This window comes from Stutzerimonas tarimensis, from assembly GCF_042648805.1.
GTDB lineage: Bacteria > Pseudomonadota > Gammaproteobacteria > Pseudomonadales > Pseudomonadaceae > Azomonas > Azomonas tarimensis.
In genome coordinates this window covers 310549-335946 of sequence record NZ_JBHRXZ010000022.1, presented here as the reverse complement: position 1 = coordinate 335946, position 25398 = coordinate 310549, and the positions used below count along the sequence as shown (strand labels likewise).

The following is a 25398-nucleotide window of genomic DNA, read 5'->3' as shown; positions in this document are numbered from 1 at the left end:
ATCCGGTCGACCAGAAAAGCGGACCGAGGATCGACCATGAACGGCAAGAGCATCCTGATCGTCGACGACGAAGCGCCGATTCGCGAGATGATCGCCGTTGCGCTGGAGATGGCAGGATATGAATGCCTCGAGGCGGACAACACCCAGCAGGCCCACGCCCTGGTGATCGACCGCCGTCCCGATCTCATCCTGCTTGACTGGATGCTCCCTGGCCTCAGTGGCATCGAACTGGCGCGCCGTCTCAAACGGGACGAGATGACCCAACACACCCCCATCATCATGCTTACCGCCAAGGCCGACGAGGACAACAAGATCCAGGGTCTGGAGGTGGGCGCGGACGATTACATCACCAAGCCGTTCTCCCCGCGCGAACTCGTGGCGCGGCTGAAAGCGGTACTGCGGCGCACCGGCGCAGTGGACAGCGAGTCGCCGATCGAGGTCAACGGCCTGGTGCTCGATCCGCTCAGCCACCGCGTGACCATTGACGGGCAGCCCGCCGAGATGGGGCCCACCGAGTACCGCCTGCTGCAGTTCTTCATGACCCATCAGGAACGTGCCTACACCCGCAGCCAACTGCTCGATCAGGTCTGGGGTGGCAATGTCTATGTCGAGGAGCGCACCGTGGATGTGCACATCCGCCGCCTGCGCAAGGCCCTTGGCGAAACCTACGAAAATCTCGTGCAGACGGTGCGGGGAACGGGCTATCGCTTTTCGACCAAGAACTGACGCCCGTTCATGTCGCTGCCGCCGACCGTGGACGCCGGGTCCGGGCTCGGGACGATGAACCGGGACTGGCGCGTCGTGCTCGCCCGCCGATTGCTGCTGGTCGCCGCCGGCGGCCTCTTGCTGGGTCTGGTCACGGGCTATTACGGCTGGTCCATGGCGCTGTGCGTGGCGCTCTATCTCGCCTGGGTGCTGGCCCAACTGGTCCGCCTGCATGCCTGGCTCAAGCGCCAGGACTTTCATGAGCCCCCGCCCGAGAGCAACGGACTCTGGGGCGAGGTGTTCGACAGTCTGTACCGGCAGCAACGCCAGCACCAGCAGGCCCGCGCCGCGCTGCAGGCGATCATCGATCGTGCACAGGAATCGACCGCAGCGTTGAAGGAGGCGGTGATCGTTATGGACCGTCACGGCAACCTGGAGTGGTGCAACAATGCGGCACAGCAGTTGCTCGGGCTGACCCAGGGCGACGCTGGCCAGCCGGTCACCAACCTGGTACGCCACCCGGCGTTCAAGGACTACTACGACCGCGGCCGTTACCAGGATCCGCTGGAGCTGGCATCACCCATCAACGCCCGCCTGCGCCTGCAGTTCACCCTGACCCGTTTTGGCAACAACGAGCACCTGATGCTGGTGCGCGACGTCACCCGGTTGCATCTGCTTGAGCAGATGCGCAAGGATTTCGTGGCCAACGTCTCCCATGAGCTGCGCACTCCCCTGACGGTGATCTCCGGTTATCTTGAAACCCTGCTCGCCCACAGCGACAGCCTGGAGCCGCGCTGGCTCAAGCCGCTGCAGCGGATGGAGCAGCAGAGCGAGCGCATGAAGCATCTGCTCGAAGACCTGCTGCTGCTGGCCAAGCTCGAAGCAACCGCGCATTCGGCAAACGCCCAGCCGGTGGCGGTTGCCCCACTGCTGCAGCTGATCCGGCGCGACGCGCAGTCGCTGTCGGCCGACAAGGCCCACCAGATCGAGCTGGAGGCCGATCCGCTGCTGTGGCTCAAGGGCAGTGAAGCCGAATTGCGCAGCGCTTTCTCCAACCTGGTGTTCAACGCCGTGAAGTACACCCCGGCCGGGGGGCATATCCAGATCCGCTGGTGGGGCGACGAGCACGGCGCGCATCTGAGCGTGCGCGACGACGGCATCGGCATCGAACCCAGGCACCTGCCGCGCCTGACCGAGCGCTTCTATCGGGTCGACTCCAGCCGGGCCAGCCACACCGGCGGAACCGGGCTCGGTCTGGCCATCGTCAAGCATGTCCTGCTGCGCCATCAGGGGCGTCTGGACGTGGAAAGCGCGCCGGGCGAGGGCAGCCGGTTCAGCTGTCACTTCCCACCGCACCAGCTGGCCGAACCGGGCATGCCCGCATGCGACACGCGCGAGGCCGATCCGACCAAATGAACATCCGAGGCTTGCATTCGCGCTCGCCGAGCCTCATCTTCGAAGCTTCTCCGGTCACCTGCCTCCGCCGATGGACCCCTACCCCGGTTACGCTGCTTCCTCCTTTTTCGGCCCCTCCGGGCTGATGCTCGCGGCCCTGCTCCTGCTGTCACTCAATGCCTTCTTCGTCGCCGCCGGCTTCGCACTGATCCGACTTCGCTCGGCAGACACTCCGGTCGACGAACACCGCTATGCACCGCTGCTGCGCAGTGTGCGGGCGCGCCTCGATACCTACCTCAGCGCCTGCCAGCTGGGCATCAGTCTCGCTTCCCTGGCCCTGGGCTGGATCGCCGCCCCGGCTCTGGCCGGCTTGTTCGAGCCCCTGCTGTCCGGCCTGGGCATCAGTTCGCCAGCGGTCGTTCATGGCGTTGCACTGGGGATCGCCTTTCTCAGCGTGGCCCTGCTGCACATCCTTCTCGGTGAGCGCTGGCCCCGCCTGCTGGCGATCAAGGCGCCGGCGCGCCTGTCGCTGTGGAGCCTGGCGCCGCTGTGGCTGTTCTACTGGCTCAGCTATCCGGCCCTGGCCCTGCTCAACCTGGGCAGCCGCCAGGCACAGACGCCCGCCGCCAACGGTCGCGGCGCGGAACTGAACCTCGCTGTCGAGCGCGATCCAGCCGACAGGGAAACGCGCGTGCTGGCTTCGGCCGCGGAAATGGCGCAGCTGGACGTGGTCGACTGGATCAACTCGCGGGAGGACCTGGTCTACCTTGAGCGCAAGGCACCATTGGAAGAGGTGTTCAGCCTGTTCCGGCGGCACAAGTACAGCCGCTATCCGATCTTTGACGAGAGCATCGGCGAGTTCACCGGCATCCTGCACATCAAGGACCTGCTGCTGCACCTCTCGCTGCTGGAGATGCTGCCTTCAGCGCTGAAACTCGACGACCTCGCCCACCCCATCGAGCGCATCTCCAAGCACATGCCGCTGGCCGCGCTGCTCGAGCAGTTCCGCCAGGGCCGCTCGCACTTCGCCCTGGTCGAGGAAGCCGACGGCAAGGTGATCGGCTACCTGACCATGGAGGACGTGCTCGAGGCGCTGGTGGGCGACATCCAGGACGAACACCGCAAGGCCGAACGTGGCGTGGTCGCCTATCAGCCCGGCAAGCTGCTGGTGCGTGGCGACACACCGCTGTTCAAGGTGGAGCGGCTGCTGGGGATCAATCTCGACCACATCGAGGCCGATACCCTGGCCGGCCTGATCTACGACAGCCTCAAGCGCATGCCCGAGGAAGACGAAGTGCTTGAAGTGGCAGGACTGCGCATCATCCTCAAGAAAATGCGCGGACCCAAGGTAGTCCTGGCCAAGGTACTCAGGGTCGCCTGACGCCTCTAGCGGAAGAAGCGGCTGAGCCAGCCGCGCCCCTTGCGCTCCTTCTCCTTGATGATGTGCTGCATGTTTTCCTTTACCGCACCCACGTAGTCGGCATCATCGCGCTTGATGTGATTGACCAGCCAGGCGCTGAGCATGCCGTGCACTTCTTCGGTCACGTCCTGGCCTGCCTCGAAATTCGCCACATACTCCTTGGCCCGCCGGGTGAAAAGCTCGTGCACCTTGCGATGCGGCTTGGCGAAGCGGTATCCCGCCTCCTCCTGGAGGTTTTCCTCGAAGGCGAAGTGGGAAATGGTGTAGTCGAGCAGCTCGTGGAGCACCTTGCCGACCCCGGCCCGGTCGCCGGAGCGGTCTACCTCTTCAAGCTGATTGATGTAGTCGACGATCTTTCGATGCTGCTGGTCGATCAGCTCGATGCCGGTATCGAGCTCCGCAGTCCACACGAGGGCCATGGTCGGATTCCTTGGCTGATTGGAAATACCGACCCTCCGGTCGCGGGCAGGCCGAACCGGGAGGGAGGTGATGGGAGAGAGAAAGAGCAGCGCTTATACCCCTGCGCTGAACTTGCTGGCAGCACGTCGGCCGAAAGGTTTGACCCAGATCAACGATGTGCGGATACAGAACGACAGTTACGCGACACGGGTCTCGTTTCAATCCCTGCGTCTGTAGCGCGCCTCCCCAAGAGGAGCCCCTCCGACAATGCCAGCCACAGCCCGCCCCTGGTGGCGTGACGCCTGTGTCACCCGCCGCGCCTCACTCACCCCCGCCAGTGACGCTACCCGGCGCAATGTGGAGTGGTGGGACAACGCGGTCATCTACCAGATTTCGCCTTGGAGCTTTCAGGACAGCAACGGCGACGGCATCGGTGACCTGCCCGGCATCATCGACCGCCTGGACTACATCGACTCGCTGGGCGTAGACGCCATCTGGCTGACGCCGATCTTCGCCTCGCCCATGGACGATCTGGGCTACGACATCACCGAACTGCGTGAAATTTCCCCACTGTTCGGCAGCATGAACGACTTCCAGCGATTGCTCGACCTGGTCCATGACCGTGGCATGCGGCTGGTGCTCGACATGGTCTGGAACCACACCTCCGAGGCCCACGCCTGGTTCAGGGAAAGCCGCTCGAGTCGCGACAACCCGAAAGCGGACTGGTACGTCTGGGCCGATCCGGCGGCAGATGGGGCCCCACCCAACAACTGGCTGTCATCTTTTTCCGGCGACACCGCCTGGCACTACGACGAAACCCGCCAGCAGTATTACCTGGCCAATTTCCTGCCGAGCCAACCGGATCTGAACTGGTACAACGAAGCCGTGCGCGCCGAGGTACTGGACTGCGCCCGCTTCTGGCTCGAGCTGGGCATCGACGGCATGCGTCTGGACGCGGTTAACTTCTTCTGCCACGACCCGAGCCTGAGCGACAACCCGCTGCGCGGTGACAGCGACCCCCTGCCCCACGGCATCGACCCGGACAACCCGCTGGCAAAACAGATTTTCTGCAACAGTTTCTGCCGCCCGGAAACCCTCGACCTGCTGGCTCCGCTGCGCGAGCTGGTGGACCAATACCCGGGGGTGATGCTGCTGGGCGAGGTGATCGAGGCGGATGATTCGATCGAGCTCGCCGCCCAATACACCCGTGGTGACAAGCGCCTGCACCTGGCCTACCACGGCGGCTTGCTGTTCCACGAGCGGATGAGCGCCGGACGCCTGCGTGAGGTGGTTGGCCATGCACTCGAGCGCTTTGGCGATGACGGTGCCTGCTGGATCGTCGGCAACCACGACTTCGGCCGGCTGCACTCGCAATGGCAGGCCAACGAGGCCAACTATCCCCAGGAGTTCTATCGGATGATGGCGGCGGTGCTGCTGGCGCTGCCCGGCGCATTCTGCCTCTGGCAAGGCGATGAGCTGGGCATGAACGAAGCGCGCATTCCCGAGGACATTTCCCCGCAGGCGCTCAGGGATCCATTCGGGCGCACCATGTATCCGCGTCTCAAGGGCCGCGATGGCTCGCGCACCCCCATGCCCTGGAGCGATGCCCAGCCCAACGCCGGCTTCACGGACGCCGAGGCGCCCTGGCTGCCTATCCCCGAAGCGCACCTGCGATGCGCCGCCAACGGTCAGCAGGCCAATCCCGAATCCATCCTCAGCCACTGGCGGCGCCTGCTGCACTGGCGTCGGCTGCAGCCGGCTCTGCAAACCGGAAGCACCCGTCTGCTCGACCTTGGCGACTCCTTGCTCACGCTGCTGCGCGAAGACAGCGAACAACGGCTGCTGTGCGTGTTCAACATTTCCGACGCGCCGGCCCGGGCCGACCTCGGCGGCTTCGGCGCGCTCGTACCGGCGCAGGGCCTGGGCTACCACGACCGCGCCGGGCCCGTGGTGGAGCTGCGCCCCTGGGGCGTGCTGCTCGCCGATCTGCCGCCCGGACCTTCTCTCTAGTACTCCATCCGACTCAAGCGAGGATTGCGCATGACTCAGGACTGGCGTAGCGACGTCGCCATCTACCAGATCTACCCCCGCAGCTTCCAGGATTCCGACGGTGATGGCATCGGCGATCTGGAAGGTATTCGCCAGCGCCTGCCTTATGTGGCGGCGCTGGGCGTCGACGCGGTGTGGATCAGCCCCTTCGTCCGCTCCCCGATGAAGGATTTCGGCTACGACGTGGAGGATTTTTGCGACATCGAACCGATGTTCGGCGATCTGGAAACCTTCGATGCCCTCGTCGCGGACGCCCACGCCCTCGGCCTGCGGGTGATCATGGATCAGGTCTGGAATCACACGTCCGACCGGCACCCCTGGTTCCAGGAGAGTCGCCGCAACCGCGACAACCCCAAGGCCGATTGGTACGTCTGGGAAGACCCGGCCGCCGATGGCGGTCCGCCGAACAACTGGCGCGCCACCTTTGGCGGCAGCGCCTGGGCTTTCGACGAAAGCCGTCGGCAGTACTACCTGCATAATTTTCTCGAATCCCAGCCCGACCTGAACTGGTACAACCCGGCGGTGCGCGACGCGATACGGGAGGTCGGTCGCTTCTGGCTGGATCGCGGCGTGGATGGCTTCCGCCTCGACGTGATCAACTTCATCTGCCACGATCGCAGCCTCGCCGACAACCCCGAGCGCCCCACCGGCATCCCGCGGCCGGCCGGCGCCGGACGGACCGACCCCTACTTCGACCGAATCAACCGCGGCACCGTCTGTCGGCCGGAAAACCTCGGCATGCTCAGTGAGATCCGCCAGATGGCCGACCACTACCCCGGCACCCTGCTGCTGGGCGAAATCTCCTCCGCCGAGGACAGCCTTGCCGACGCTGCCGGCTACGTAGCCAACGGCCGTCTGCACCTGGCCTACAACGCCTCGCTGATCAGCGACGAGCCCTTCACCGCCGAGGGTCTGTACCGCCTGCTCGGTCGCAGCCTCGAACTCTTCCCGCACAACCGCCTGTGCTGGACCTTCGGTACCCACGACTTCCCGCGCCTCAAGGGCCGCTGGTCACAGCACAGCCTGCTCGAGCCCGACCTCGCGCATCGCCTGGACGTACTGCTCGCCTCGCTGCTGGTGGGCCTGCCGGGCGCCTGCTGCATCTACCAGGGCGACGAACTGGGCCTGACCCAGGCGCAACTGGCCTTCGAAGACCTGCGCGACCCCTACGGCATCGCCAACTGGCCAAACATCCATGGCCGTGATGGCTGCCGCACGCCGATGCCCTGGAGTACCGGCCAGGCCCACGCCGGGTTCACCGAGGGCGCGCGCCCCTGGCTACCGATGCCCGCCGAGCACCTGCCATTGGCGGTGGACCGGCAGCAGGCCGAGGCCGGCTCGTTGCTCAACGAGTACCGCCGGCTGCTGCAATGGCGTCGCAACGTGCCGGCCATGCGCGGCGGCGAGACCCGGCTGTTTCCGGTTCAGGGCGATGTCCTGGCGCTGGAGCGCGGCGAGGGTGGCGAACGCATCCTTTGCGCTTACAACCTCAGCGACGAACCGGCCTCCCTGGCGCTGCACCGGCTGCATGACGAGGCCCGCCGTTACAGCCTCTGCGAGGAAATCTCCCCCGGAGTGGAACTGCACGAGCGGACCCTGCAACTGCCGCCCTTCGGCGCGGCCTTCGTACTGGCGCCAAGGTAGCGGCTCAGCCGCATCGACCAGCAGACTCATCCCCTGCCTCGGCAGATCCTGCAGGAGCCGCGGCGCCTCGAAGCAGGCCTGGCCGAGAGTGATCGGCCCCGGGGCGATGGAGAGAAAGCTTTCATGGAGCCTTCAGGGTAGGCAAGGTTGTCTGGCACAGAACCAGATCGGCTCGCCTGAGTTCGCCGACAGGCCGGATCCGGATGGGTGATCGACCGCCCGGCTTAATCCGTTCGGCGGATTCGTGGCCTGGCCATCTTTGGATTTACGTCACAAAAACCGCTCTATTTCGCGCATTCCGCTTCCCGGGCATAATCCACGACTTCCATAATCACCAACAACCAGACGAATGACATTGAGGCAACGGCCTCGCTCGGTAGAATTCTCTCCGGCCGCGCCCCTGGCTGGGTGTGACGACCGCAGCCTTAGAGCATTGCCGGTGCCTCGTGTTCTGAAAGCCATCCCGGATCGCCCGGACGATACCTCCCTTGGCGGCGACGTCCCGCGGCACGTGATCCTGTCCTCCTTCACATGTTGTCGACCGATCCCCCGTGATCGGCCGCTGCGCTGGTCATGCGCGACGGAGAGGCAACAACCGGGAGAGGGCAGGTAGAGACCCGGACCGGGCTGGCGAAACCCGCCGCAATGAAAGCGAGGTCTGATGTGGTAAAGCGAGTGGCACTGGTCGATGACCATGCCGTTGTACGAGCGGGGCTGAAAGCCCTGGTGGAAGATCAGCCCGGCTATCGGGTAGTGGCAGAGGGTATTGATGGTGCCGATGTGGAGTGCATCCTCAGCGAGGTGCGCCCGGACATCCTGCTGCTGGATCTCAGCATGGCACAGGTCAGCGGTCTCGACGCGCTGCGTCAGTGGCGCGACCTGCTGCCGGAGGTGCAGATTCTCGCCCTGTCGATGCATGCCTGCGCCGATTATGTGCTTGCCGCCCTGAAATTCGGCGCCCAGGGCTATTTGCTCAAGGACGCCGCTCCTCACGAATTGCCACTGGCACTGCGCGCACTCTCCCGGAACCAGGCCTACCTCAGCCCAGGCATCTCTCGAACGGTCATCCAGTCCGCGGTGATCGCGCCTGCGCCGGGCACGCCCCGACCGCCACCGCCGCCCAGCCCGCTGACCCCAAGGCAGACCGAGATCCTTCGACTCATCTGCCGCGGCTGCTCGACCCGCACCATTGCCGAAGGCCTCGGCCTCAGCGTGAAAACAGTGGATGCCCACCGGGCGCAGATGATGGAGCGCCTCGGCTTGCGCGACATACCCTCTCTGGTGCTCTATGCCCTGCGCCAGGGCCTGGTGAGTCTGGACGACTGAGGCTAGGGGTTTTCCCGATGGCCGCGCTCGTCCCTAGCACCGACACTTATAGCGTTGTCGATGAATACGAGCGATTGCATGACCCGGCCTGCAGCCGACACCTTTCTGGACCGCTATCTCGCTCGCCACCTGCCGCGCCGGCGGCCGGTGGAGGGCTCGTGGCTGAGTCTGCTTTGCCTGCTGGTCGGCGCCCTGCTCTGCCTGGCCAGCGGGACCTCTACCGCCCTGCTGCCGCTGTGGGTGTTCGCCCTTGCCCTCGCCGCTGGCCAGTATGCTTGGCCCATGCTGCTGGGCGGACTGATCCTTGGCGCGGCGGCCGTGCCCTGGGTGATGGCGCATGGGCTGTTGCCGATCCCCGAGGCTGAACACCTGGCGCTGACCTTTCTAGCCGGGGTCGCTGGCTTTGGCACCGGCGGAATGCTGCGACTGGGCCAGCGCCTCCGCGAAGTGAAAGTCGAAGCCTCTCTTCTGCGCCAGCACGCCAAGGCCTGGACCGCTGCTCCGGGCAGCCGCAGTGAAAATCTCGGGCTGGACGGCATCCGCCACGCCAGCTGCGAGGCCGGCCGAGACCTGGACGCCATCGCGGGTCATTGGCTGGACACCTGGCAAGGCGAATCGGCAGTACCCGCGCAGCGCGCCCTGGACCAGGCCCGGCGCGGCCAATGGAGCCGTTTCAGCGGGGACTGCGGATCACCCTCCGGGCCACCGAGACGCCGTGAGGTGCTGCTGGTTCCGGTGTTTGGCGCGGGCGAGCGAGTCGAATCGCTGCTGGCGCTCTCGCGGGACACCAGCGGGCCTGGCGAACGCGCAGACGGTGCGCTGTCCGAACTGGCGGAGCTGCTCGACCACCTGGACGAGGCCCTGGTGAGCCTGGACCCGCAGGGCCGGATCGTGGCACTGAATGCCTGCGCGGAAAGGCTGTTCGGCCAGCGGCAGCCCCAGTTGCACCAGCAGTCGCTATGGAACCTCTGTCCCGACATGATAGGCAGCGCCTGTTTCGAAGCCGTGCGCCAGGTACTGGAAGACCGCCAACCACGACGAATCCAGGCACGCCTGGACAGCCTCTCCGGCTGGTTCCGGGTGGCGATCCATCCCCGCCACGAGGGCGTCAGCCTGGCGTTCAGTGACATCAGCGACCAGGTCACCGCGCTGCAGCGTAGCCAGGCGAGCGAGGCCAGGCTGCGCGAGATTGTCGAACTGCTGCCGCACGTGTTCTGGGTTTTCGATCTGGCCGAGCAACGTCTCACCTATGTCAGCCCCGCGTTCGAAAAAATCTGGGGACTGGCGCCTGAGCACCTCTACCAGGAGCTGGGCGCCTGGCTGGCGTTGGTGCACCCGGATGACCGCCTGGCTGCTCAGGGCTTTTACAAGCAGGTGCTTTCCGGCTGCGAGCAGGCGGAAATCGAATACCGTTCCCAGGGTGCATCGGGTGAGACCCTGTGGATACGCAACCGCGCCTTTGCCCTGAAAGACGGCGAACGGCCGTCTGGCCGTATCGTCGGCATAGCCGAAAACGTCACCGAGGCGCTGTCCTACCGCGACCGCCTGCATACGCTGTCCTATTACGACCCCTTGAGCGGGCTACCCAACCGCCGCCAGTTCGCCCGTCACCTGGAACTGGCCTGCGTCCAGGCCAAACGTGACGAGCACGAGCTGCTGGTACTGGTCATCACCGTCGAGCGGATCCGCTGGATCCAGCAATGCCTGGGCCCCAGTGCCAAGGACGACTTGATCGTACAGCTCACCCAGCGTTTCACCAGCGCCCTGGGACCGCATGGCTACCTGGCGCGAATAGGCAGCGAGCTGTTTGGCGTCCTGCTGAGCAGTGATGAAGAGCGCGGGCTGGCACAGTCGCTGATCGAAGAACTGCTGCAGTCCCTGAACGCCCGTTTTCGCCTGCAGGGCGAGTCGATCAAGCTCAGCGCGTGCATCGGCGTCGCGCGTTTTCCTGGTGATGGCGAAAACGCCGAGGTGCTGGTAAAGAATGCCATTGCCACCGCCTTTGCCCTGCAGCATGCCGGCGGCGGCGGCTTCCAGTTCTCGCATCCGGATCAGATGCAGCAGAACCTCGATGCGCTCAAGCTTGAAGGAGAACTGGAGCGGGCAGTGGAGCAGGGTGAGTTCGTGCTCTTCTATCAGCCCAAGCTGGGACTGGCTGAACAGCGGCTGTGTGGTGCCGAGGCGCTGATCCGCTGGCAACACCCCGAGCACGGCCTGGTCTCGCCGTTGCGCTTCGTTCACCTGCTCGAGGACAGCGGGCTGATCGTGCCGGCTGGTATGTGGTGCATCGACCAGGCATTGGCGCAACTGGCCACCTGGCGCCGCCAGGGTGTGGGCTCCTTTGTCGTGGCGGTCAACGTGTCGATCCGGCAGCTGCAGCCGGAGCTGGTGGATCACGTACGGGCGTCGCTCACCAGGCACGGCATCGAACCCGACAGCCTGACCCTGGAACTCACCGAGTCGATCATGCATCAGGTCAACGGCGCCACCGCTACGGTGAATGCGCTCAAGGCCATGGGGGTCCGCATCGCGGTGGACGACTTCGGCACCGGCTACGCGACCCTCGGCAGTCTGCGCTCCTTCGTGCCCGACATCGTCAAGGTGGACAAGAGCTTTCTCGAAGGGATGATGACCGATGCCGCAGACCTGGCGATCGTGCGCAGCGTGATCGACATGGCTCATGCGCTGAACATGACGGTGGTTGCCGAAGGGGTGGAATGCGAAGAGCAGAAGGCCATGCTCGAACAACTCAACTGCGACCAGATCCAGGGCTACCTGCTCAGCCCGCCATTGCCGCCCCAGGCCTTTGCCGAGCGGTTCCTGGACCGAACCCCTACACCGGGCTGACTGAGCGCGACGCGCCTGTATCCACGGCTCAGGGGCCCGGCCCGGAAAAGCACGGTTCAGGCTGCGCCAATCCCGACGATCCGGATGCTGCTCGGACAGGTCGATCAGCAGAGAAACGGCAGCCTGGGTCGAGATGTAAAAAGGGGGCTGGTCGGCCTGGGTCCATGCCTCTGCTGCTAGAAGGTTGGAGTGGCCGATGAGCCCCCGAAAAGGGCAACGGACGGCTTCAGCGAGCCGAGGTGGTGAGTTGCGGCTGCGTATCGCTCTGGAGACGACCCGCGACGATCTCGACCTTCTGACCTACCGTGTATGCCTGCCGCGGAGAGCGGATGTAGCTGATGTTCTGTCGCAGATCAACATCAGGATCCATGCCAGCGCCACAGCCCCCGAAACTCAGGGCTTTAGTGATCCAGATCAATGAAATTGCCCGCTTTGCGACAAACCAGGCGCATCACCATGCGAACAATGTGGACTAGTGGCCACCACCGCTCGCCCACATCAGCAAGCCCTCTCAGTCCCGGTCCACTGCAAATCCTGCCCAGGCCTGGCGGGTCGGCATGATCTCCAGACGGTTGATGTTGATGTGCGCCGGCAGGGTCGCGACGTAGAAGATCTGCTCGGCGATGTCTTCGGCGGTCAGCGGGGTGGTGCTGCCATAGAGGGCATCGGACGCGGCCTGGTTGCCCTTGGTCCTCACCAGGGTGAATTCGGTCTCGGCCATGCCCGGCTCGATGTCGGTGACCCGCACGCCAGTGCCCAGCAGATCGCAGCGCAGGCTCAGCGAGAACTGCCGGACGAAGGCCTTGGTCGCCCCGTAGACATGGCTGCCCGGGTAAGGCCAGGAGCCCGCCACCGAGCCGATGTTGACGATGCTGGCGCCCTGGCCAATGGCGATCAGGCTGTTGATCAACGCGTGGGTCACATTCACCAGGCCGGTGCAATTGGTGTCGATCATGGTGTGCCAGTCAGCCAGATCGACATCCTGAGCCTTCTCCGGCGCCAGCGCGAGGCCCGCGTTGTTGACCAGGCAGGTCACCGCACGGAACGGCTCCGGTAGTTCGGCCACCGCCTGTTTAACCGCATCGGCGTCGCGCACGTCGAGGGTCACGATATGGGTAGGAACCCCGAGCTCACCCTGAAGCGCCTCGAGCCGCTCGGTGCGACGTCCGGTCAGGACCAGCGACCAGCCCGCCTCGGCGAAGCGGCGGGCAGCGGCGCGGCCGAATCCGGATGTCGCGCCAGTGATGAAGGCAATCTTGTCTGTCATTTCGATTTCTCTGCTCGAACTAATATACCGGCCAGGCTGGCCGGGGATCTTGGTAGGACCGCATGTTGCCGCGAACCGCTGCTTCAGGCCAGCGCGCCACAACTCGCCCCCTTTTGAGGCATCGATATTCTAGCCGCACCGATCAGGCGCACCCCCAGGTGTACAATTGCCACCAAAAGGTCGTCGCAGAAGGCTCGGGTGTTCTGGCACGGGCTCTGCATTGGAAAACGCGTAGGACGCTGCGGCTCATGGACGAGCCAAGAATCCGAAATGGCCGACTAGGGTTCCGGCTCGCCAGAGGCGAGTGACTGGTCCGAGAGTTGGCGACCTCCAGTGAGGTTACACGGCGGGATAAAAGCCCGGGAGATCTGCGTAGATGTGCGCGCAGCTCCTACTGCTTTGTCTGTCATCACTGGAGGGTCTGATCATGTCTCGTTCCGGCAGCCACCTGGCCCCAGCGCCATTGCATTGCCCGAACCTCCCTTGCCGCACCATTGCCATCAGCGCAATCGGATGCCTACCGGGGGTCATTCCATGCGCCTGATCAACCGCCGTCCCGGCCGCCCGGGCTGGCTGATGCTGGCCATCCTGCCGTTCGCCCTGCTGGCCTTTCTCTACCTCAGCGCCTCGGCTCAACGCCTGGCGGAGAACCCCCGCGACAAGCTGTTGCCCAGCGTGAGCCAGATGGCCGAGGCGGTGGACCGCATGGCCTTCACCCCCGACCGGCGCACCGGCGAGTACCTGATGTGGAACGACACGGCCGCCAGCCTCAAGCGCCTCGGCATGGGCCTGGGCATCGCCGCGCTGATCGGCCTGTGCGTCGGCATCATGGCCGGCACCCTGCCGCTGTTCAGCGCCTCGCTGTCGCCGCTGCTGACGGTGCTGTCGATGGTGCCGCCGCTGGCGATCCTTCCGATCCTGTTCATCGTCTTCGGCCTCGGCGAGCTGTCCAAGGTGATGCTCATCGTTATCGGCATCACCCCGGTATTGGCCCGCGACCTGGAACAGCGCGCCCGCGAACTGCCGCCCGAGCTGCTGATCAAGGCGCAGACCCTGGGCGCCAACACCTGGACGCTGATTCTGCGGGTGGTGTTGCCGCAACTGATGCCGCGCCTGCTGATCGCCCTGCGCCTGGTACTGGGGTCGGCCTGGCTGTTTCTGATCGCCGCCGAAGCGATCGCCTCCACCGACGGCCTCGGCTACCGCATCTTCTTGGTCCGCCGCTACATGTCGATGGACGTGATCCTGCCCTACGTGGCCTGGATCACCCTGCTGGCCTGGGCCATGGACTTCAGCCTGCGCCGTCTGACCCGGGCGCTGTTCCCCTGGTACGAAGGAGCCAAGGCATGAGCAAGCAGACCATGAGCACAGGCAAGCCCTTCATCCAGGTGAAGAATGTCTGGCAGGAATATGGCGACCAGACCGTGCTGGAGCGACTCGACCTGAACATCGCCGAGGGCGAGTTCTGCACCCTGGTGGGCGCCTCCGGCTGCGGCAAGTCCACCTTCCTGCGCATGCTGCTGGGCCAGGAACGCCCCAGCCGCGGCGAGATCCTGCTGGATGGCTCGCCCATTGCGGCCGAGCCGGACGCCAGCCGCGGCGTGGTGTTCCAGCGCTACTCGGTGTTTCCGCATCTCTCGGTGCTGGACAACGTGGCCATCGGCCTGGAACTGCCCAGAGCCCCGTTGCTCGGCCGCCTGCTCGGTGGCGCCAAGCGCCGCGCCCGGGAAGAAGCGGCGACGATGCTGGAAAAGGTCGGCCTCGGCCAGTCGCTGAAGAAATACCCCGAGCAGTTGTCCGGCGGCATGCAACAGCGCCTGGCCATCGCCCAGGCGCTGATCATGAAGCCGCGGGTGCTGCTGCTGGACGAGCCCTTCGGCGCGCTGGACCCGGGCATTCGCAAGGACATGCACGCACTCCTTCTCGACCTCTGGAACGAGAGCCGGCTGACGGTGTTCATGGTCACCCACGACCTCTCGGAGGGCTTCACCCTTGGCACCCGCCTGATGGTCTTCGACCGTCCCCGCATGGACCCCCATGCGCCCGGCGCCTATGGCGCCCGCATCACCTACGACATTCCCCTGAATGAAGACCGCCGCGCCGCCCGCGCCGCTGTCGAGAGCCTTCCGGCCACTGTGACCGACCATCTGAACAACCTTGCTCAAGGAGCCCGCTGATGAGTGCTTCCCTCGCCCTTCGCCCCACGCTTTACGAGGAAACCGTGCCTGGCGGCGGCCATACTTCCTTTGTCCTCAAGCGCGGCCAACTGCTGCGCCTGACCGATCTCCAGGGCGGCGCCAACGTCAGTCTGATGCTGCTCAACGCCCATGAAAAAAGCGAACGGCTGAACCTGCCAGACACACTCAAGGGCCAGCACACCGCGAAACTCAGCGCCGGCCACTGCCTGTATTCGGACATGGGCAGGGTATTGGCGGCCATCACAGCCGACACCTGTGGCTGGCACGACAGCTTCGGCGGCGTGCTGAACGCTGAAGAAGTCACAGAGAAGTATGGCGAAGGCCGCTACGGGGAATTGCGCAACGGCTTCTTCCGCAACGGCACGGACAACCTGCTGGTGGAAATGGGCAAGTGGAACCTGAACGTCCAGGACCTGCTGATGGTGCTCAACCTGTTCAGCAAGGTCACCGTGGATGAAGCCGGCGGCTTCGCCTTCCAGAACGGCAACAGCAAGGCCGGTGATTACGTCGAGTTCTATGCGCCGATGGACACGCTGGTGATTCTCACCGCCCTGCAGCACCCGATGGACCCGAACCCCGCCTACGCGCCGAAGCCGGTGCACCTCAGCTGGCACAAGGTGGAGAGCGATGGCATCAGCGTGCTCTGCCGCACCTCGCGCCCGGAAAACGGCCGCGCCTTCCACAACACCGAACGGCTTTATCTGGCATGAGCGGTTCATCCCTGAACCGCTCATGCGACGCCCGTCGCGGCGCATGTCCGCGACGGGCTCCCACCGAATCGCAGGCGATTCGCGTGCAGCACATCCTGCGCTGCCGGACCGCTGACGCAGCAGCCTGAAGGAGACCGACCATGACTATCGTAGAAAGCAGCCTGCACCCCGAAACCGCCAGCTTCCGCCATGTGATTCCGGCCGGTGAGCCCTATCTCTTCGAAGTGAAGGCCGGCCAGACCCTGCGCCTGCTCGATCTGGAAGGCAACCAGGCGGTGGACACCCTGTTCTTCAGCGCGACCAATCCCCGCGAACGCTACGACCCGCAGCGCACCCTGCGTCGGCAGAACAAGGTCTACCTCACCAGCGGCACGGTGCTCTATTCCAACCTCGGCAATCCGCTCTTGACCATCACCGCCGACTCCTGCGGCCGCCACGACACCCTCGGCGGCGCCTGCGCCCAGGAGAGCAACGTGGTGCGCTACGCAATGGACAAGCGTTACATGCACAGCTGCCGCGACAATTTCCTGCGTGCCAGCCTGCACGACGGCCGTTTGGAGAAGCGCGACATCGGCGCCAACATCAATTTCTTCATGAACGTGCCGGTGACCGTCGACGGCGGCCTGACCTTCGAAGATGGCATCTCCGCCCCCGGCAAGTACGTGGAATTGCGCGCAGAGATGGACGTGATCGTGCTGATCTCCAACTGCCCGCAGCTGAACAACCCGTGCAACGGGTGGAATCCGACGCCGGCGGAAGTGTTGGTCTGGGACTAGAACGCACTACCCCGTAGGAGCGAGCTTGCTCGCGAACTGGCTCGACACCGAAGCAAAAGGCTTCGCGAGCAAGCTCGCTCCTACAGTTCGGCATTGAGCTCAGCCACGGACGACCGTGGCGAAGAACGAATATAAGGCGGGACGGCCCGCCCAGCCCTTCGAGGGTACCGCAATGTTTGAAAAGCTCCTGATCGCCAACCGCGGCGCCATCGCCTGCCGCATCCTGCGCACCCTGAAGGCGCTGAACTGCCGGGGCGTGGCCGTGTATTCCGAGGCCGACGCCGCCAGCCTGCATATCCAGCAGGCCGACGAGGCCCACAGCCTGGGCGAAGGTCCGGCGTCGAGCACCTACTTGGTGGTGGAAAAGGTCCTCGGCATCGCCCGGGAGACCGGCGCGAAAGCGATCCACCCCGGCTACGGCTTTCTCTCGGAGAACGCCGCGTTCGCCGAGGCCTGCGAAGCCTCCGGCATCGCCTTCGTCGGCCCGACGCCGGAACAGCTGCGAGTGTTCGGCCTCAAGCACACCGCCCGTGCCCTGGCCAAACAGCACGGCGTACCGCTGCTCGAAGGCACCGAACTGCTGGAAAGCCTCGACGCCGCGCTGAAGGCCGGCGAGGCGGTTGGCTATCCCGTGATGCTGAAAAGCACCGCCGGCGGCGGCGGCATCGGCATGCGCGTGTGCCGCTCGGCCGAGGAACTGTCGGATGCCTTCGAGGCGGTCAAGCGGCTGGGGCAGAACAACTTCAGCGATGCCGGCGTGTTCATCGAGAAGTACATCGAACGGGCGCGCCATCTGGAAGTGCAGGTGTTCGGCGATGGCCAGGGCGGGGTGATCGCCCTCGGCGTGCGCGACTGCTCGGTGCAGCGGCGCAACCAGAAGGTGCTGGAGGAAACCCCGGCGCCCAACCTGCCGGCCGGCATGGCCGAGACGCTGTGCGAGGCGGCGATCAAGCTGGCCAGGGCGGTCAGCTACCGCAGCGCCGGCACCGTGGAGTTCGTCTACGACACCGAGGCCGAGCATTTCTATTTCCTCGAAGTGAATACCCGCCTGCAGGTCGAGCACGGCGTCACCGAACAGGTCTGGGGCGTCGATCTGGTGCGCTGGATGATCGAGCTGGCCGCCGGCGACCTGCCGCCACTGGCCGAACTGGCCAAGGGTTTGAGGCCCAGCGGCCATGCGATCCAGGCGCGCCTGTATGCCGAGGATCCGGGTCGCGACTTCCAGCCAAGCCCGGGTCTCTTGACCGCCGCGGCCTTCCCCGAAGCCGACGGCCGGGCCCTGCGCATCGACACCTGGGTGGAAGCGGGCTGCGAGATCCCGCCGTATTTCGACCCGATGATCGCCAAAGTCATCACCTGGGCACCGGAGCGCGAGGCGGCCCGCACGGCGCTGGATGAAGCCCTGGGCGATTCGCTGCTCTACGGCGTGGAGACCAACCGCGACTATCTGCGGCAAATCCTCGCCTATGCGCCCTTCGCCGAAGGCAACCCCTGGACCCGCTGCCTGGAAGGCCTGATTTATCGGGCGACCACTTTCGAGGTCATCGGCGCCGGCACCCAGACCACCGTGCAAGACTTCCCCGGCCGCCAGGGCTACTGGGCGGTCGGCGTGCCGCCCTCCGGCCCGATGGACAACCGCGCCCTGCGCCTGGGCAATGCCCTGCTGGGCAACCCGGCCGATGCGGCGGGGCTGGAAATCACCATGAGCGGGCCGACCCTGCGCTTCAACACCGATGCGGTGGTGGCAGTGACTGGTGCCGAGCTTCCGCTGAAGCTGGATGATGTCGAACAGCCAATGTGCACCGCACTGCTGGTCAAGGCCGGCAGCATCCTGACCATCGGCACCCTCTTCGGAGCCGGTGCGCGCAGCTATCTCTGCGTGCGTGGCGGCATTCAGGTGCCGAATTACCTTGGCAGCAAGAGCACCTTCACCCTCGGCCAGTTCGGCGGCCACGCCGGCCGCGCCCTGCGTGCTGGCGACGTGCTGCACCTGGCCCCGCTGACCGATGACTCGACGGGCGCCTCGCTGCCCGCCGAGCGGTGCAGTGAACTGCCCGCGGTTCGCACGCTACGGGTGATCTACGGCCCCCACGGCGCGCCGGAATATTTCACCGAAGGCTATATCGAGACCTTCTTCGCCACCGACTGGGAAGTGCACTTCAACTCCAGCCGCACCGGCGTGCGGCTGATCGGCCCGAAACCCGAATGGGTCCGGGAGAGCGGCGGCGAGGCCGGTCTGCACCCCTCGAACATCCACGACAACCCCTACGCCATCGGCGCGGTGGACTTCACCGGCGACATGCCGGTGATCCTCGGCCCGGACGGCCCGAGCCTGGGCGGCTTCGTCTGCCCGGTGACCATCATCGAGGCCGACCTCTGGCAGTTGGGTCAGCTCAAGGCCGGCGACAAGGTGCGCTTCGTGCCGGTGGATGTGGCGACTGCGCGGATGCTGGCGAAGGCGCTGGATGAGGAATGCACCACGTTTGCCCGTAGGAGCGAGGGCGGCGCCGTAGCCCTTGCTCGCGAACCGGTCAACCCCGGAGCGGAATCGTTCGCGAGCGAGCTCGCTCCTACAGCTCTCACCTCCCCTATCGTGCTCGACCTGGGCCAGGACGACACCCGTCTGGTCGCCCGTCTCTCCGGCGACACGCACCTTTTGCTGGAAATCGGCCAGCCGGAACTGGACCTGGTGCTGCGCTTCCGCGGTCACGCGCTGATGCAGGCTATGGAAAGAGCGTTCGGACTGGGTCAGGGCGTAGCGAGCGCAGGCGAGGCAAGGAAAAACTCGGCGAGGAAGCGGAGCTTGCATGTGGCAAATGAGCATTCCGAGTCGAGTTTTGACGCAGCATCGGCAAGCGCAGTAGCCATGGCGCAGTTCGAGTCAGGGGTGATCGATCTGACACCCGGCATCCGCTCCCTGCAGGTGCACTACCAGCCGGAAACCCTGCCGCTGGCGACCCTACTCGAATGCGTCGCCGGCCTCTGGGACGCGGTGTGCGCCGCGCAGGACCTCAAGGTCCCCTCGCGCATCGTCCACCTGCCGCTGTCCTGGGACGACCCGGCCTGCCAACTGGCGATCGAGAAGTACATGACCACGGTGCGCAAGGATGCCCCCTGGTGTCCGAGCAACCTGGAGTTCATCCGCCGCATCAACGATCTGGAAAACCTCGACGCCGTGTACCGCACGGTGTTCGAGGCCAGCTACCTGGTGATGGGCCTGGGCGACGTCTACCTCGGCGCACCGGTGGCCACCCCGCTGGACCCGCGGCACCGTCTGGTAACCACCAAGTACAACCCGGCGCGGACCTGGACGGCCGAAAACTCGGTCGGCATCGGCGGCGCCTACATGTGCGTCTACGGCATGGAAGGCCCGGGCGGCTACCAGTTCGTCGGCCGCACCCTGCAGATGTGGAACCGCTACCGCGCGGTCGACGCGTTCGGCGGGCAGCCCTGGCTGCTGCGCTTCTTCGACCAGATCCGCTTCTACCCGGTCTCGGCGGATGAATTGATGAAAATCCGCCGCGACTTCCCGCTGGGGCGTTATCCCCTGCGCATCGAAGAGACCGAGCTGCGCCTTTCCGACTATCAGGACTTCCTGGCCAGCGAGGCCGAAGGCATCGACGCCTTCCGCATCCAGCAGCGCGCGGCCTTCGACGCCGAGCGCCAGCGCTGGATCGAATCCGGCCAGGCGCATTTCGAGAGCGAGGAAGTTACCGTCGATCTCGGCGAGGACGCCCCGCTCGGGCATGGCCAGCACGGCATCGAAAGCCATATCGCCGGCAATCTCTGGCAGGTATCGGTGAGCGAAGGCGAGACGGTCAGCGCCGGCGACGTACTGGTCATTCTCGAAAGCATGAAGATGGAAATCCCCTTGACCGCGCCAGTCGGCGGCGTGGTGAAGGAAGTCCGCGTGCAACCCGGCTCGCCCGTGCGCGCCGGCCAGCGCGTGGTGGTGATCGAGGAAGCGTAGGGTGATCACGCCTCACCGATCCACCAACCGGCCCACCGGGCCGGTCCGAACACTTACGGTGGAAAAGGCTCCGCCGTTTTCCACCCTACGACGCCGGGGCGACCGAACGCCCGGCCAGAGACCAAGGACACGCCATGACCACGACTTTCGACTTGCGCCTCGACACCCTGCGCGCCGCCTATGGTGAAGGCACCACCACCCCGCGCCGGCTGATTCTCGACCTGCGTGAAAAGGCCTCCGAACTCAACGGCGAGTTCAACGCCTTCATCCATCTGCTAAGCGCCGCCGAGCTCGAGCCGTACCTCGCCGTACTCGATGGCAAATCCGCAAATGAGCTGCCGCTCTACGGCATCCCCTTCGCCATCAAGGACAACATCGACCTCGCCGGCATCCCGACCACGGCCGCCTGCCCGGCCTTCGCCTACACCCCGGACACCAGTGCCACCCTCGTCGAGCAACTGATCGCCCTGGGCGCGGTGCCTCTGGGCAAGGCCAACCTGGACCAGTTCGCCACCGGCCTCAACGGCACCCGCTCACCCTATGGCGAGTGCCGCAACAGCGTGCATCCAGACTACCCCTCCGGCGGTTCCAGCGCCGGTTCCTCGCTGGCCGTGGCGCTGGGGCTGTGCAGCTTCGCCCTGGGCACCGACACTGCCGGTTCCGGCCGCGTACCGGCCGCGCTGAACAACCTGGTGGGGCTCAAAGCCAGCAAGGGACTGATTTCCACCGCCGGCCTGGTTCCCGCCTGTCGCACCCTGGACTGCATCACTTATTTCACCGCCACCGCCGCCGAGGCGAGCCAGTTGCTGGCGCTGACGGCAAGACTCGACCCCAGGGACGAGTACAGCCGCGCCAATCCGCTGTGGAACGACGGCTCGGCCTTTGGTCAGGTGAAATCCTTCCGCTTCGGCGTGCCGAAGGGCTTGGAGTTCCTCGGCTGCCCGGAAAGCCCCGAGCTGTTCGCCGCCACGGTCGAACAGCTGAAGGCAGTCGGTGGCGAGCCGGTGGAGATCGACTTTTCGCCCTTCCTCGAAGCCGCGGGGCTGCTCTATGAGGGCCCATGGGTGGCCGAGCGCTACAGCGTCGCCGGCGAGCTGATCGAGCAGAACCCCGAGGCGGTGCTCCCGGTAATCCGCGCCGTGCTGGAAAAGGCACCGGGCACCACCGCCGTCGGGCTGTTCCGTGCCCAGTACCGCCTGCAGCAGCTCAAGGCCATCTGCGACCGGATCATGGCCGAGGTGGATTGCGTTCTGACCCCCGCCTACCCGCGCCCGGTCACCCTGGACGAATTGCATGCCGAACCGGTCAAGCGCAATTCGGATCTCGGCTACTACACCAACTTCATGAACATGCTGGACTACGCTGCGGTGGCGTTGCCGGCCGGCGTCATGGGCAACGGCCTGCCCTGGGGCGTGACCCTGTTCGGCCGGGTGTTCACCGACCAATACCTGTTGAGCCTGGCCGATGCCCTGCAGCGCCAGACCCAGCTTCCCCTCGTCGGCGGCAATGCGATCAACACCCCGGCGCCGAAAAACCCCGCGCGCAACGACAAGGCTCGCGTGGTGGTCTGCGGCGCGCATCTGGACGGCCTGCCGCTCAACTGGCAGCTCAGGCAGCGCGGCGGCCGGCTGCTGGAGGCGACTACCAGCAGCCTGGCCTATAAGCTCTATGCACTGGCCGGCGGCCCGCTGCTGCGCCCGGGCATGGTCCGTGTGGCCGAGGATGGCGCGGCCATCGCCGTGGAAGTCTGGGAGCTGCCAAGCAGTGAACTGGGCTCCTTCCTCACCGGCATCCCCGCGCCCTTGGGCCTGGGCAAGGTGGAACTGGCAGACGGGCGCTGGGAAACCGGCTTCATTTGCGATGCCTACGGCCTGGAAGGCGCCGAGGACATTACCCGCTTCGGCGGCTGGAAAGCCTGGCTGGAGCAGCGAAACGGGTAAGGCTTCTGTCGGATTACGCTTCGCTAATCCGACCTACGAGGTGCGGGGGGCGTCGGATTACGCTTCGCTAATCCGACCTACGAGGTGCGGGGGCGTCGGATTACGCTTCGCTAATCCGACCTACGGATCGGGCACCCTTTCGTAGGTCGGATTAGCCGCAGGCGTAATCCGACGGGCCGGGCATACCTTTCGTAGCCAGGTTAGCCGCAGGCGTAATCCGACGGGCCGGGCATACCTTTCGTAGCCAGGTTAGCCGCAGGTGTAACCCGACGAGGCCGCGCGTTCAGGCACCAGCAAGCGGCAGCATGCTCCATCCTGGTACAAGCGGCGGGCGCCTGGGCCTGAAGCGGGGCGGGTAAAATCCTGATGGCGACTGTCCCGCACCTTTAAATTTTTCCACAACATACTGATTTTAAAGAATAATCCTATTTTTACCGGCTGCTTGGCATGCTTGATGCTCAGTTCAAGCAAACGGGATGAGTCGCCTACAGGCGCTCATGACGCTTGGCACACTGGAGCAACACCAGAGGCGAACTAGGGTTCCGGCTTACATGGAGTAGGCGCTGGTCCGAGAGTTTTCCGGTTCCATGGAAAGGAACTACACGGCGGGATAAAAGCCCGGGAGACGCGATGTCATCCCGTGCCCGAAATTCCAACGTGTAGGAGTCACCGCCATGACGCTGTTCCGTTCCTTCAACAAGTCCCTGATGGCCGCCGGCCTCGCCGCTGCCGCCGTGTTCGCGCCCGTTGCCGCCCAGGCGGTGGAGAAGATGAGGGTCGCCACCGTCGTCTGGGCGGGCTATGGACCCTTCTACGTGGCCGACAAGCTGGACCTGTTCAAGCCCCACGGCCTCGAACTGGACCTGCAGTTCTTCAACGATCCGGCGCTCATCCCCACCGCCATGGCCAGCCGTTCGGTGGACGGTGGCATGCTGACCTACGACCAGGTGGTGAGCTCGGTGGCCCGAGGCCTCAAGCATCGGGTGGTGATGCCCATCGACTTCTCCAACGGCGGTGACGCCATTGTCGCGGACGCCTCGATCAATTCGATCGAGGACTTCAGGGGCAAGAAAGTGGGTTACAACCCGCTGTCGCCATCCGATTTCCTGCTCGCCTACGCCCTGCAGCAGAACGGCATGAGCAAGTCCGACATCGCCGAGATCAACATGACCCCCGAAGGCATTCCCGGCGCCATGGCGTCCGGCGGCCTGCCGGTGGGCGTGACCTACGAGCCCAACGTGTCGCAGATCCTTTCCATGGGTGGCGGCGACAAGTTCAAGGTGGTGTTCTCCTCCAGCGACGCCCCCGGCCTGATCACTGACGTGCTGGTGTTCGACGAGGCGGTGATCGCGAGGAAACCTGAAGCCATCAAGGCGATGATGAAGGGCTACCTGGACGGCCTGCAGTACATGCAGGACAACCCGGACAAGGCCGCCGAGATCGTCGGCGAAGTGCTCGGCGTTTCCGCCGAGGAAGCGAAAGAGCAGATGGCCGGCGCCTACAACATCCCGCTGGCGGAGATGGGCCAGAGCTTCGTCGAATCGGCCGACACCCACTCGTTCTACGGCAGCGGCGCGATCATCGCCAAGCTGCTGCTGGATAACGGTGAGATTCCGCGCGTTCCCGATTTTGGCGCGACCTACGACGCGCAGTTCGTCAACGCCCTTTCCGAGTAATACGCCAGGAGGCGCCGGCTCCAGGCCGGCCCTCACCGGAGGTTGTTCATGGCCATCGCTGCCAAAAAGAAACCCCTGTTCCGCTATGCCGATGGCCTGCTGCCCAACAGCCTGGCCATGGCCTACACCCTGACCGCCTGGTTCGGCGGCCTGGCGCTGCTGTTCGCCTCCAGCCCCTGGCTCAACGCCCTGGGCACCTTGCTCCTGGCCCACGGCATGATCATGGCCGCCTACTTCATCCATGAGTTCGCCCATGGCAGCATCTTCAGCAAACCCAGGCACAACGAATGGGCCGGCAATGTCTGCAGCTGGATGAGCGGCAGCTGCTATGCCCGGTTCGCCGACCTGCGCCACAAGCACATGCGCCACCACGTCGACCGCGCCGACGTCATCACCTTCGATTCCAAGGCCTTCCTCAAGGCCCGCCCGGTGTGGTTCCAGAAGCTCGTGCTGATGCTGGAATGGGCCTACGTGCCGGCGGTGGAGCTGATCATGCACTTCTACGTGATCCTCATGCCCTTCATCACCGACCATGAAAAGCACCGTGTCCGTCGCGGCCAGGTGGCCGCCGTGTTCGGCCTGCGCGCTTTCCTGTTCGCCCTGCTCGGCTGGTTCTCGCTCAAGGCGCTGCTGCTCTACGGCGTGGCCTGGATGATCATGCTCACGGTGCTGCGCTTCGCCGACGCCTACCAGCACACCTATGACGCCTTTGCCGTCCTCGGCGAGGGCAAGGTGCCCGACGACAAGCTCCGCGATCGCCGCTACGAGCAGCAGAACACTTTCACCAACGTGGTCTCGCTGCGCTGGCCAGCCCTGAATCTGCTGCTGCTGAATTTCAGCTACCACAACGTCCATCACGAGAAACCCGCCGAACCCTGGTACCGCCTGCCCGCGCTGCACGCGAAGCTCTACGGCAGCGCCTATGCCCAGGTGATCCCGATGCGCGCCTTGCTACCGAGCTTCCACAAGCACCGGCTGCGCCGGGTGCTGGATGACGACTACGGCGTGGTGGTCCAGGGACAGCCCGACCATTTCTATGGCGCCGTGGGCGTCTCCTTCCTGACGGCGGTGTGACC

18 protein-coding genes and 2 riboswitches are annotated in these 25398 nt (G+C 65.2%); of the genes, 15 read left to right on the top strand and 3 right to left on the bottom strand.

Annotation, left to right across the window (positions count from 1 at the left end; translation table 11 throughout):
* The first annotated feature begins 36 nt into the window (after window positions 1-36).
* From phoB to ACFOMF_RS10700, 3 genes are all read left to right on the top strand, one after another.
* Window positions 37-726 carry a phosphate regulon transcriptional regulator PhoB gene (phoB, locus tag ACFOMF_RS10710; protein WP_386364608.1) on the top strand — a complete coding sequence of 230 codons (690 nt, stop codon included), beginning with the start codon at window positions 37-39 and terminating at the stop codon, window positions 724-726.
* A 54-nt stretch (window positions 727-780) separates the two neighbouring features.
* On the top strand, window positions 781-2121 hold the full coding sequence (gene phoR, locus ACFOMF_RS10705) for a phosphate regulon sensor histidine kinase PhoR (RefSeq protein WP_386365806.1): 1341 nt from the start codon (window positions 781-783) through the stop codon (window positions 2119-2121).
* A 70-nt stretch (window positions 2122-2191) separates the two neighbouring features.
* Complete coding sequence (locus ACFOMF_RS10700; RefSeq protein ID WP_386364606.1) at window positions 2192-3481, top strand: hemolysin family protein; 1290 nt, start codon at window positions 2192-2194, stop codon at window positions 3479-3481.
* Between the two features lie 5 nt (window positions 3482-3486).
* Here the strand turns inward: ACFOMF_RS10700 and ACFOMF_RS10695 are convergent, their stop codons facing one another.
* Window positions 3487-3939, bottom strand: coding sequence for a bacteriohemerythrin (locus tag ACFOMF_RS10695; RefSeq protein WP_386364604.1), 453 nt, complete (start codon window positions 3937-3939; stop codon window positions 3487-3489).
* A 247-nt stretch (window positions 3940-4186) separates the two neighbouring features.
* Here ACFOMF_RS10695 and ACFOMF_RS10690 point away from each other — a divergent pair, with 247 nt between their 5' ends.
* From ACFOMF_RS10690 to ACFOMF_RS10675, 4 genes are all read left to right on the top strand, one after another.
* The gene (locus tag ACFOMF_RS10690; protein ID WP_386364602.1) at window positions 4187-5929 is read left to right on the top strand and encodes an alpha-amylase family glycosyl hydrolase; all 1743 of its coding nucleotides are present in this window, start codon (window positions 4187-4189) and stop codon (window positions 5927-5929) included.
* Between the two features lie 30 nt (window positions 5930-5959).
* Window positions 5960-7612, top strand: a complete 1653-nt coding sequence (locus ACFOMF_RS10685; RefSeq protein WP_386364600.1) for an alpha-glucosidase — start codon at window positions 5960-5962, stop codon at window positions 7610-7612.
* Between the two features lie 645 nt (window positions 7613-8257).
* Window positions 8258-8938: a response regulator transcription factor gene (locus ACFOMF_RS10680; RefSeq protein ID WP_386364598.1), complete on the top strand. Its 681-nt coding sequence runs from the start codon at window positions 8258-8260 to the stop codon at window positions 8936-8938.
* A 78-nt stretch (window positions 8939-9016) separates the two neighbouring features.
* On the top strand, window positions 9017-11785 hold the full coding sequence (locus ACFOMF_RS10675; protein WP_386364596.1) for a putative bifunctional diguanylate cyclase/phosphodiesterase: 2769 nt from the start codon (window positions 9017-9019) through the stop codon (window positions 11783-11785).
* 226 nt (window positions 11786-12011) lie between these two features.
* Here the strand turns inward: ACFOMF_RS10675 and ACFOMF_RS10670 are convergent, their stop codons facing one another.
* On the bottom strand, window positions 12012-12155 hold the full coding sequence (locus ACFOMF_RS10670) for a hypothetical protein (RefSeq protein ID WP_386364595.1): 144 nt from the start codon (window positions 12153-12155) through the stop codon (window positions 12012-12014).
* A gap of 141 nt (window positions 12156-12296) precedes the next feature.
* Window positions 12297-13052, bottom strand: a complete 756-nt coding sequence (locus tag ACFOMF_RS10665; RefSeq protein WP_386364593.1) for an SDR family NAD(P)-dependent oxidoreductase — start codon at window positions 13050-13052, stop codon at window positions 12297-12299.
* Window positions 13053-13319: 267 nt separating this feature from the next.
* Window positions 13320-13420, top strand: a riboswitch (guanidine-I (ykkC/yxkD leader).
* 166 nt (window positions 13421-13586) lie between these two features.
* On the opposite strand from ACFOMF_RS10665, the gene ACFOMF_RS10660 reads away from it, so the two are divergent.
* The 8 genes from ACFOMF_RS10660 to ACFOMF_RS10625 all read left to right on the top strand — a co-directional run bounded on the left by ACFOMF_RS10660 (window position 13587) and on the right by ACFOMF_RS10625 (window position 25396).
* Window positions 13587-14402, top strand: a complete 816-nt coding sequence (locus tag ACFOMF_RS10660) for an ABC transporter permease (RefSeq protein WP_386364592.1) — start codon at window positions 13587-13589, stop codon at window positions 14400-14402.
* Window positions 14399-15229: an ABC transporter ATP-binding protein gene (locus ACFOMF_RS10655; protein ID WP_386364590.1), complete on the top strand. Its 831-nt coding sequence runs from the start codon at window positions 14399-14401 to the stop codon at window positions 15227-15229. Before ACFOMF_RS10660 ends, ACFOMF_RS10655 begins: the two co-directional genes overlap by 4 nt.
* Window positions 15229-15960: an urea amidolyase associated protein UAAP1 gene (locus ACFOMF_RS10650; protein ID WP_386364588.1), complete on the top strand. Its 732-nt coding sequence runs from the start codon at window positions 15229-15231 to the stop codon at window positions 15958-15960. The genes ACFOMF_RS10655 and ACFOMF_RS10650 overlap by 1 nt, the downstream gene beginning before the upstream one ends.
* A gap of 140 nt (window positions 15961-16100) precedes the next feature.
* Entirely contained in the window at window positions 16101-16736 is a 636-nt protein-coding gene (locus ACFOMF_RS10645) for an urea amidolyase associated protein UAAP2 (RefSeq protein ID WP_386364586.1), read from the top strand.
* A 172-nt stretch (window positions 16737-16908) separates the two neighbouring features.
* Window positions 16909-20706, top strand: a complete 3798-nt coding sequence (locus ACFOMF_RS10640) for an urea carboxylase (RefSeq protein WP_386364584.1) — start codon at window positions 16909-16911, stop codon at window positions 20704-20706.
* Between the two features lie 134 nt (window positions 20707-20840).
* Window positions 20841-22646 carry an allophanate hydrolase gene (atzF, locus tag ACFOMF_RS10635; RefSeq protein WP_386364582.1) on the top strand — a complete coding sequence of 602 codons (1806 nt, stop codon included), beginning with the start codon at window positions 20841-20843 and terminating at the stop codon, window positions 22644-22646.
* Window positions 22647-23169: 523 nt separating this feature from the next.
* Window positions 23170-23273, top strand: a riboswitch (guanidine-I (ykkC/yxkD leader).
* A gap of 47 nt (window positions 23274-23320) precedes the next feature.
* Complete coding sequence (locus ACFOMF_RS10630; protein WP_386364580.1) at window positions 23321-24322, top strand: ABC transporter substrate-binding protein; 1002 nt, start codon at window positions 23321-23323, stop codon at window positions 24320-24322.
* 48 nt (window positions 24323-24370) lie between these two features.
* Complete coding sequence (locus ACFOMF_RS10625; protein WP_386364578.1) at window positions 24371-25396, top strand: fatty acid desaturase family protein; 1026 nt, start codon at window positions 24371-24373, stop codon at window positions 25394-25396.
* Window positions 25397-25398: the final 2 nt, after the last annotated feature.

Coding starts and splice junctions, on each gene's coding strand:
- ACFOMF_RS10625 (WP_386364578.1), top strand. CDS start 24,371: ATGGCCATCGCTGCCAAAAAGAAACCCCTGTTCCGCTATGCCGATGGC.
- ACFOMF_RS10680 (WP_386364598.1), top strand. CDS start 8,258: ATGAAAGCGAGGTCTGATGTGGTAAAGCGAGTGGCACTGGTCGATGAC.
- ACFOMF_RS10655 (WP_386364590.1), top strand. CDS start 14,399: ATGAGCAAGCAGACCATGAGCACAGGCAAGCCCTTCATCCAGGTGAAG.
- ACFOMF_RS10700 (WP_386364606.1), top strand. CDS start 2,192: ATGGACCCCTACCCCGGTTACGCTGCTTCCTCCTTTTTCGGCCCCTCC.
- ACFOMF_RS10690 (WP_386364602.1), top strand. CDS start 4,187: ATGCCAGCCACAGCCCGCCCCTGGTGGCGTGACGCCTGTGTCACCCGC.
- ACFOMF_RS10685 (WP_386364600.1), top strand. CDS start 5,960: ATGACTCAGGACTGGCGTAGCGACGTCGCCATCTACCAGATCTACCCC.
- ACFOMF_RS10630 (WP_386364580.1), top strand. CDS start 23,321: ATGACGCTGTTCCGTTCCTTCAACAAGTCCCTGATGGCCGCCGGCCTC.
- atzF (WP_386364582.1), top strand. CDS start 20,841: ATGACCACGACTTTCGACTTGCGCCTCGACACCCTGCGCGCCGCCTAT.
- ACFOMF_RS10675 (WP_386364596.1), top strand. CDS start 9,017: ATGACCCGGCCTGCAGCCGACACCTTTCTGGACCGCTATCTCGCTCGC.
- ACFOMF_RS10650 (WP_386364588.1), top strand. CDS start 15,229: ATGAGTGCTTCCCTCGCCCTTCGCCCCACGCTTTACGAGGAAACCGTG.
- ACFOMF_RS10645 (WP_386364586.1), top strand. CDS start 16,101: ATGACTATCGTAGAAAGCAGCCTGCACCCCGAAACCGCCAGCTTCCGC.
- ACFOMF_RS10665 (WP_386364593.1), bottom strand. CDS start 13,052: ATGACAGACAAGATTGCCTTCATCACTGGCGCGACATCCGGATTCGGC.
- ACFOMF_RS10670 (WP_386364595.1), bottom strand. CDS start 12,155: ATGGATCCTGATGTTGATCTGCGACAGAACATCAGCTACATCCGCTCT.
- ACFOMF_RS10695 (WP_386364604.1), bottom strand. CDS start 3,939: ATGGCCCTCGTGTGGACTGCGGAGCTCGATACCGGCATCGAGCTGATC.
- ACFOMF_RS10640 (WP_386364584.1), top strand. CDS start 16,909: ATGTTTGAAAAGCTCCTGATCGCCAACCGCGGCGCCATCGCCTGCCGC.
- phoB (WP_386364608.1), top strand. CDS start 37: ATGAACGGCAAGAGCATCCTGATCGTCGACGACGAAGCGCCGATTCGC.
- phoR (WP_386365806.1), top strand. CDS start 781: ATGAACCGGGACTGGCGCGTCGTGCTCGCCCGCCGATTGCTGCTGGTC.
- ACFOMF_RS10660 (WP_386364592.1), top strand. CDS start 13,587: ATGCGCCTGATCAACCGCCGTCCCGGCCGCCCGGGCTGGCTGATGCTG.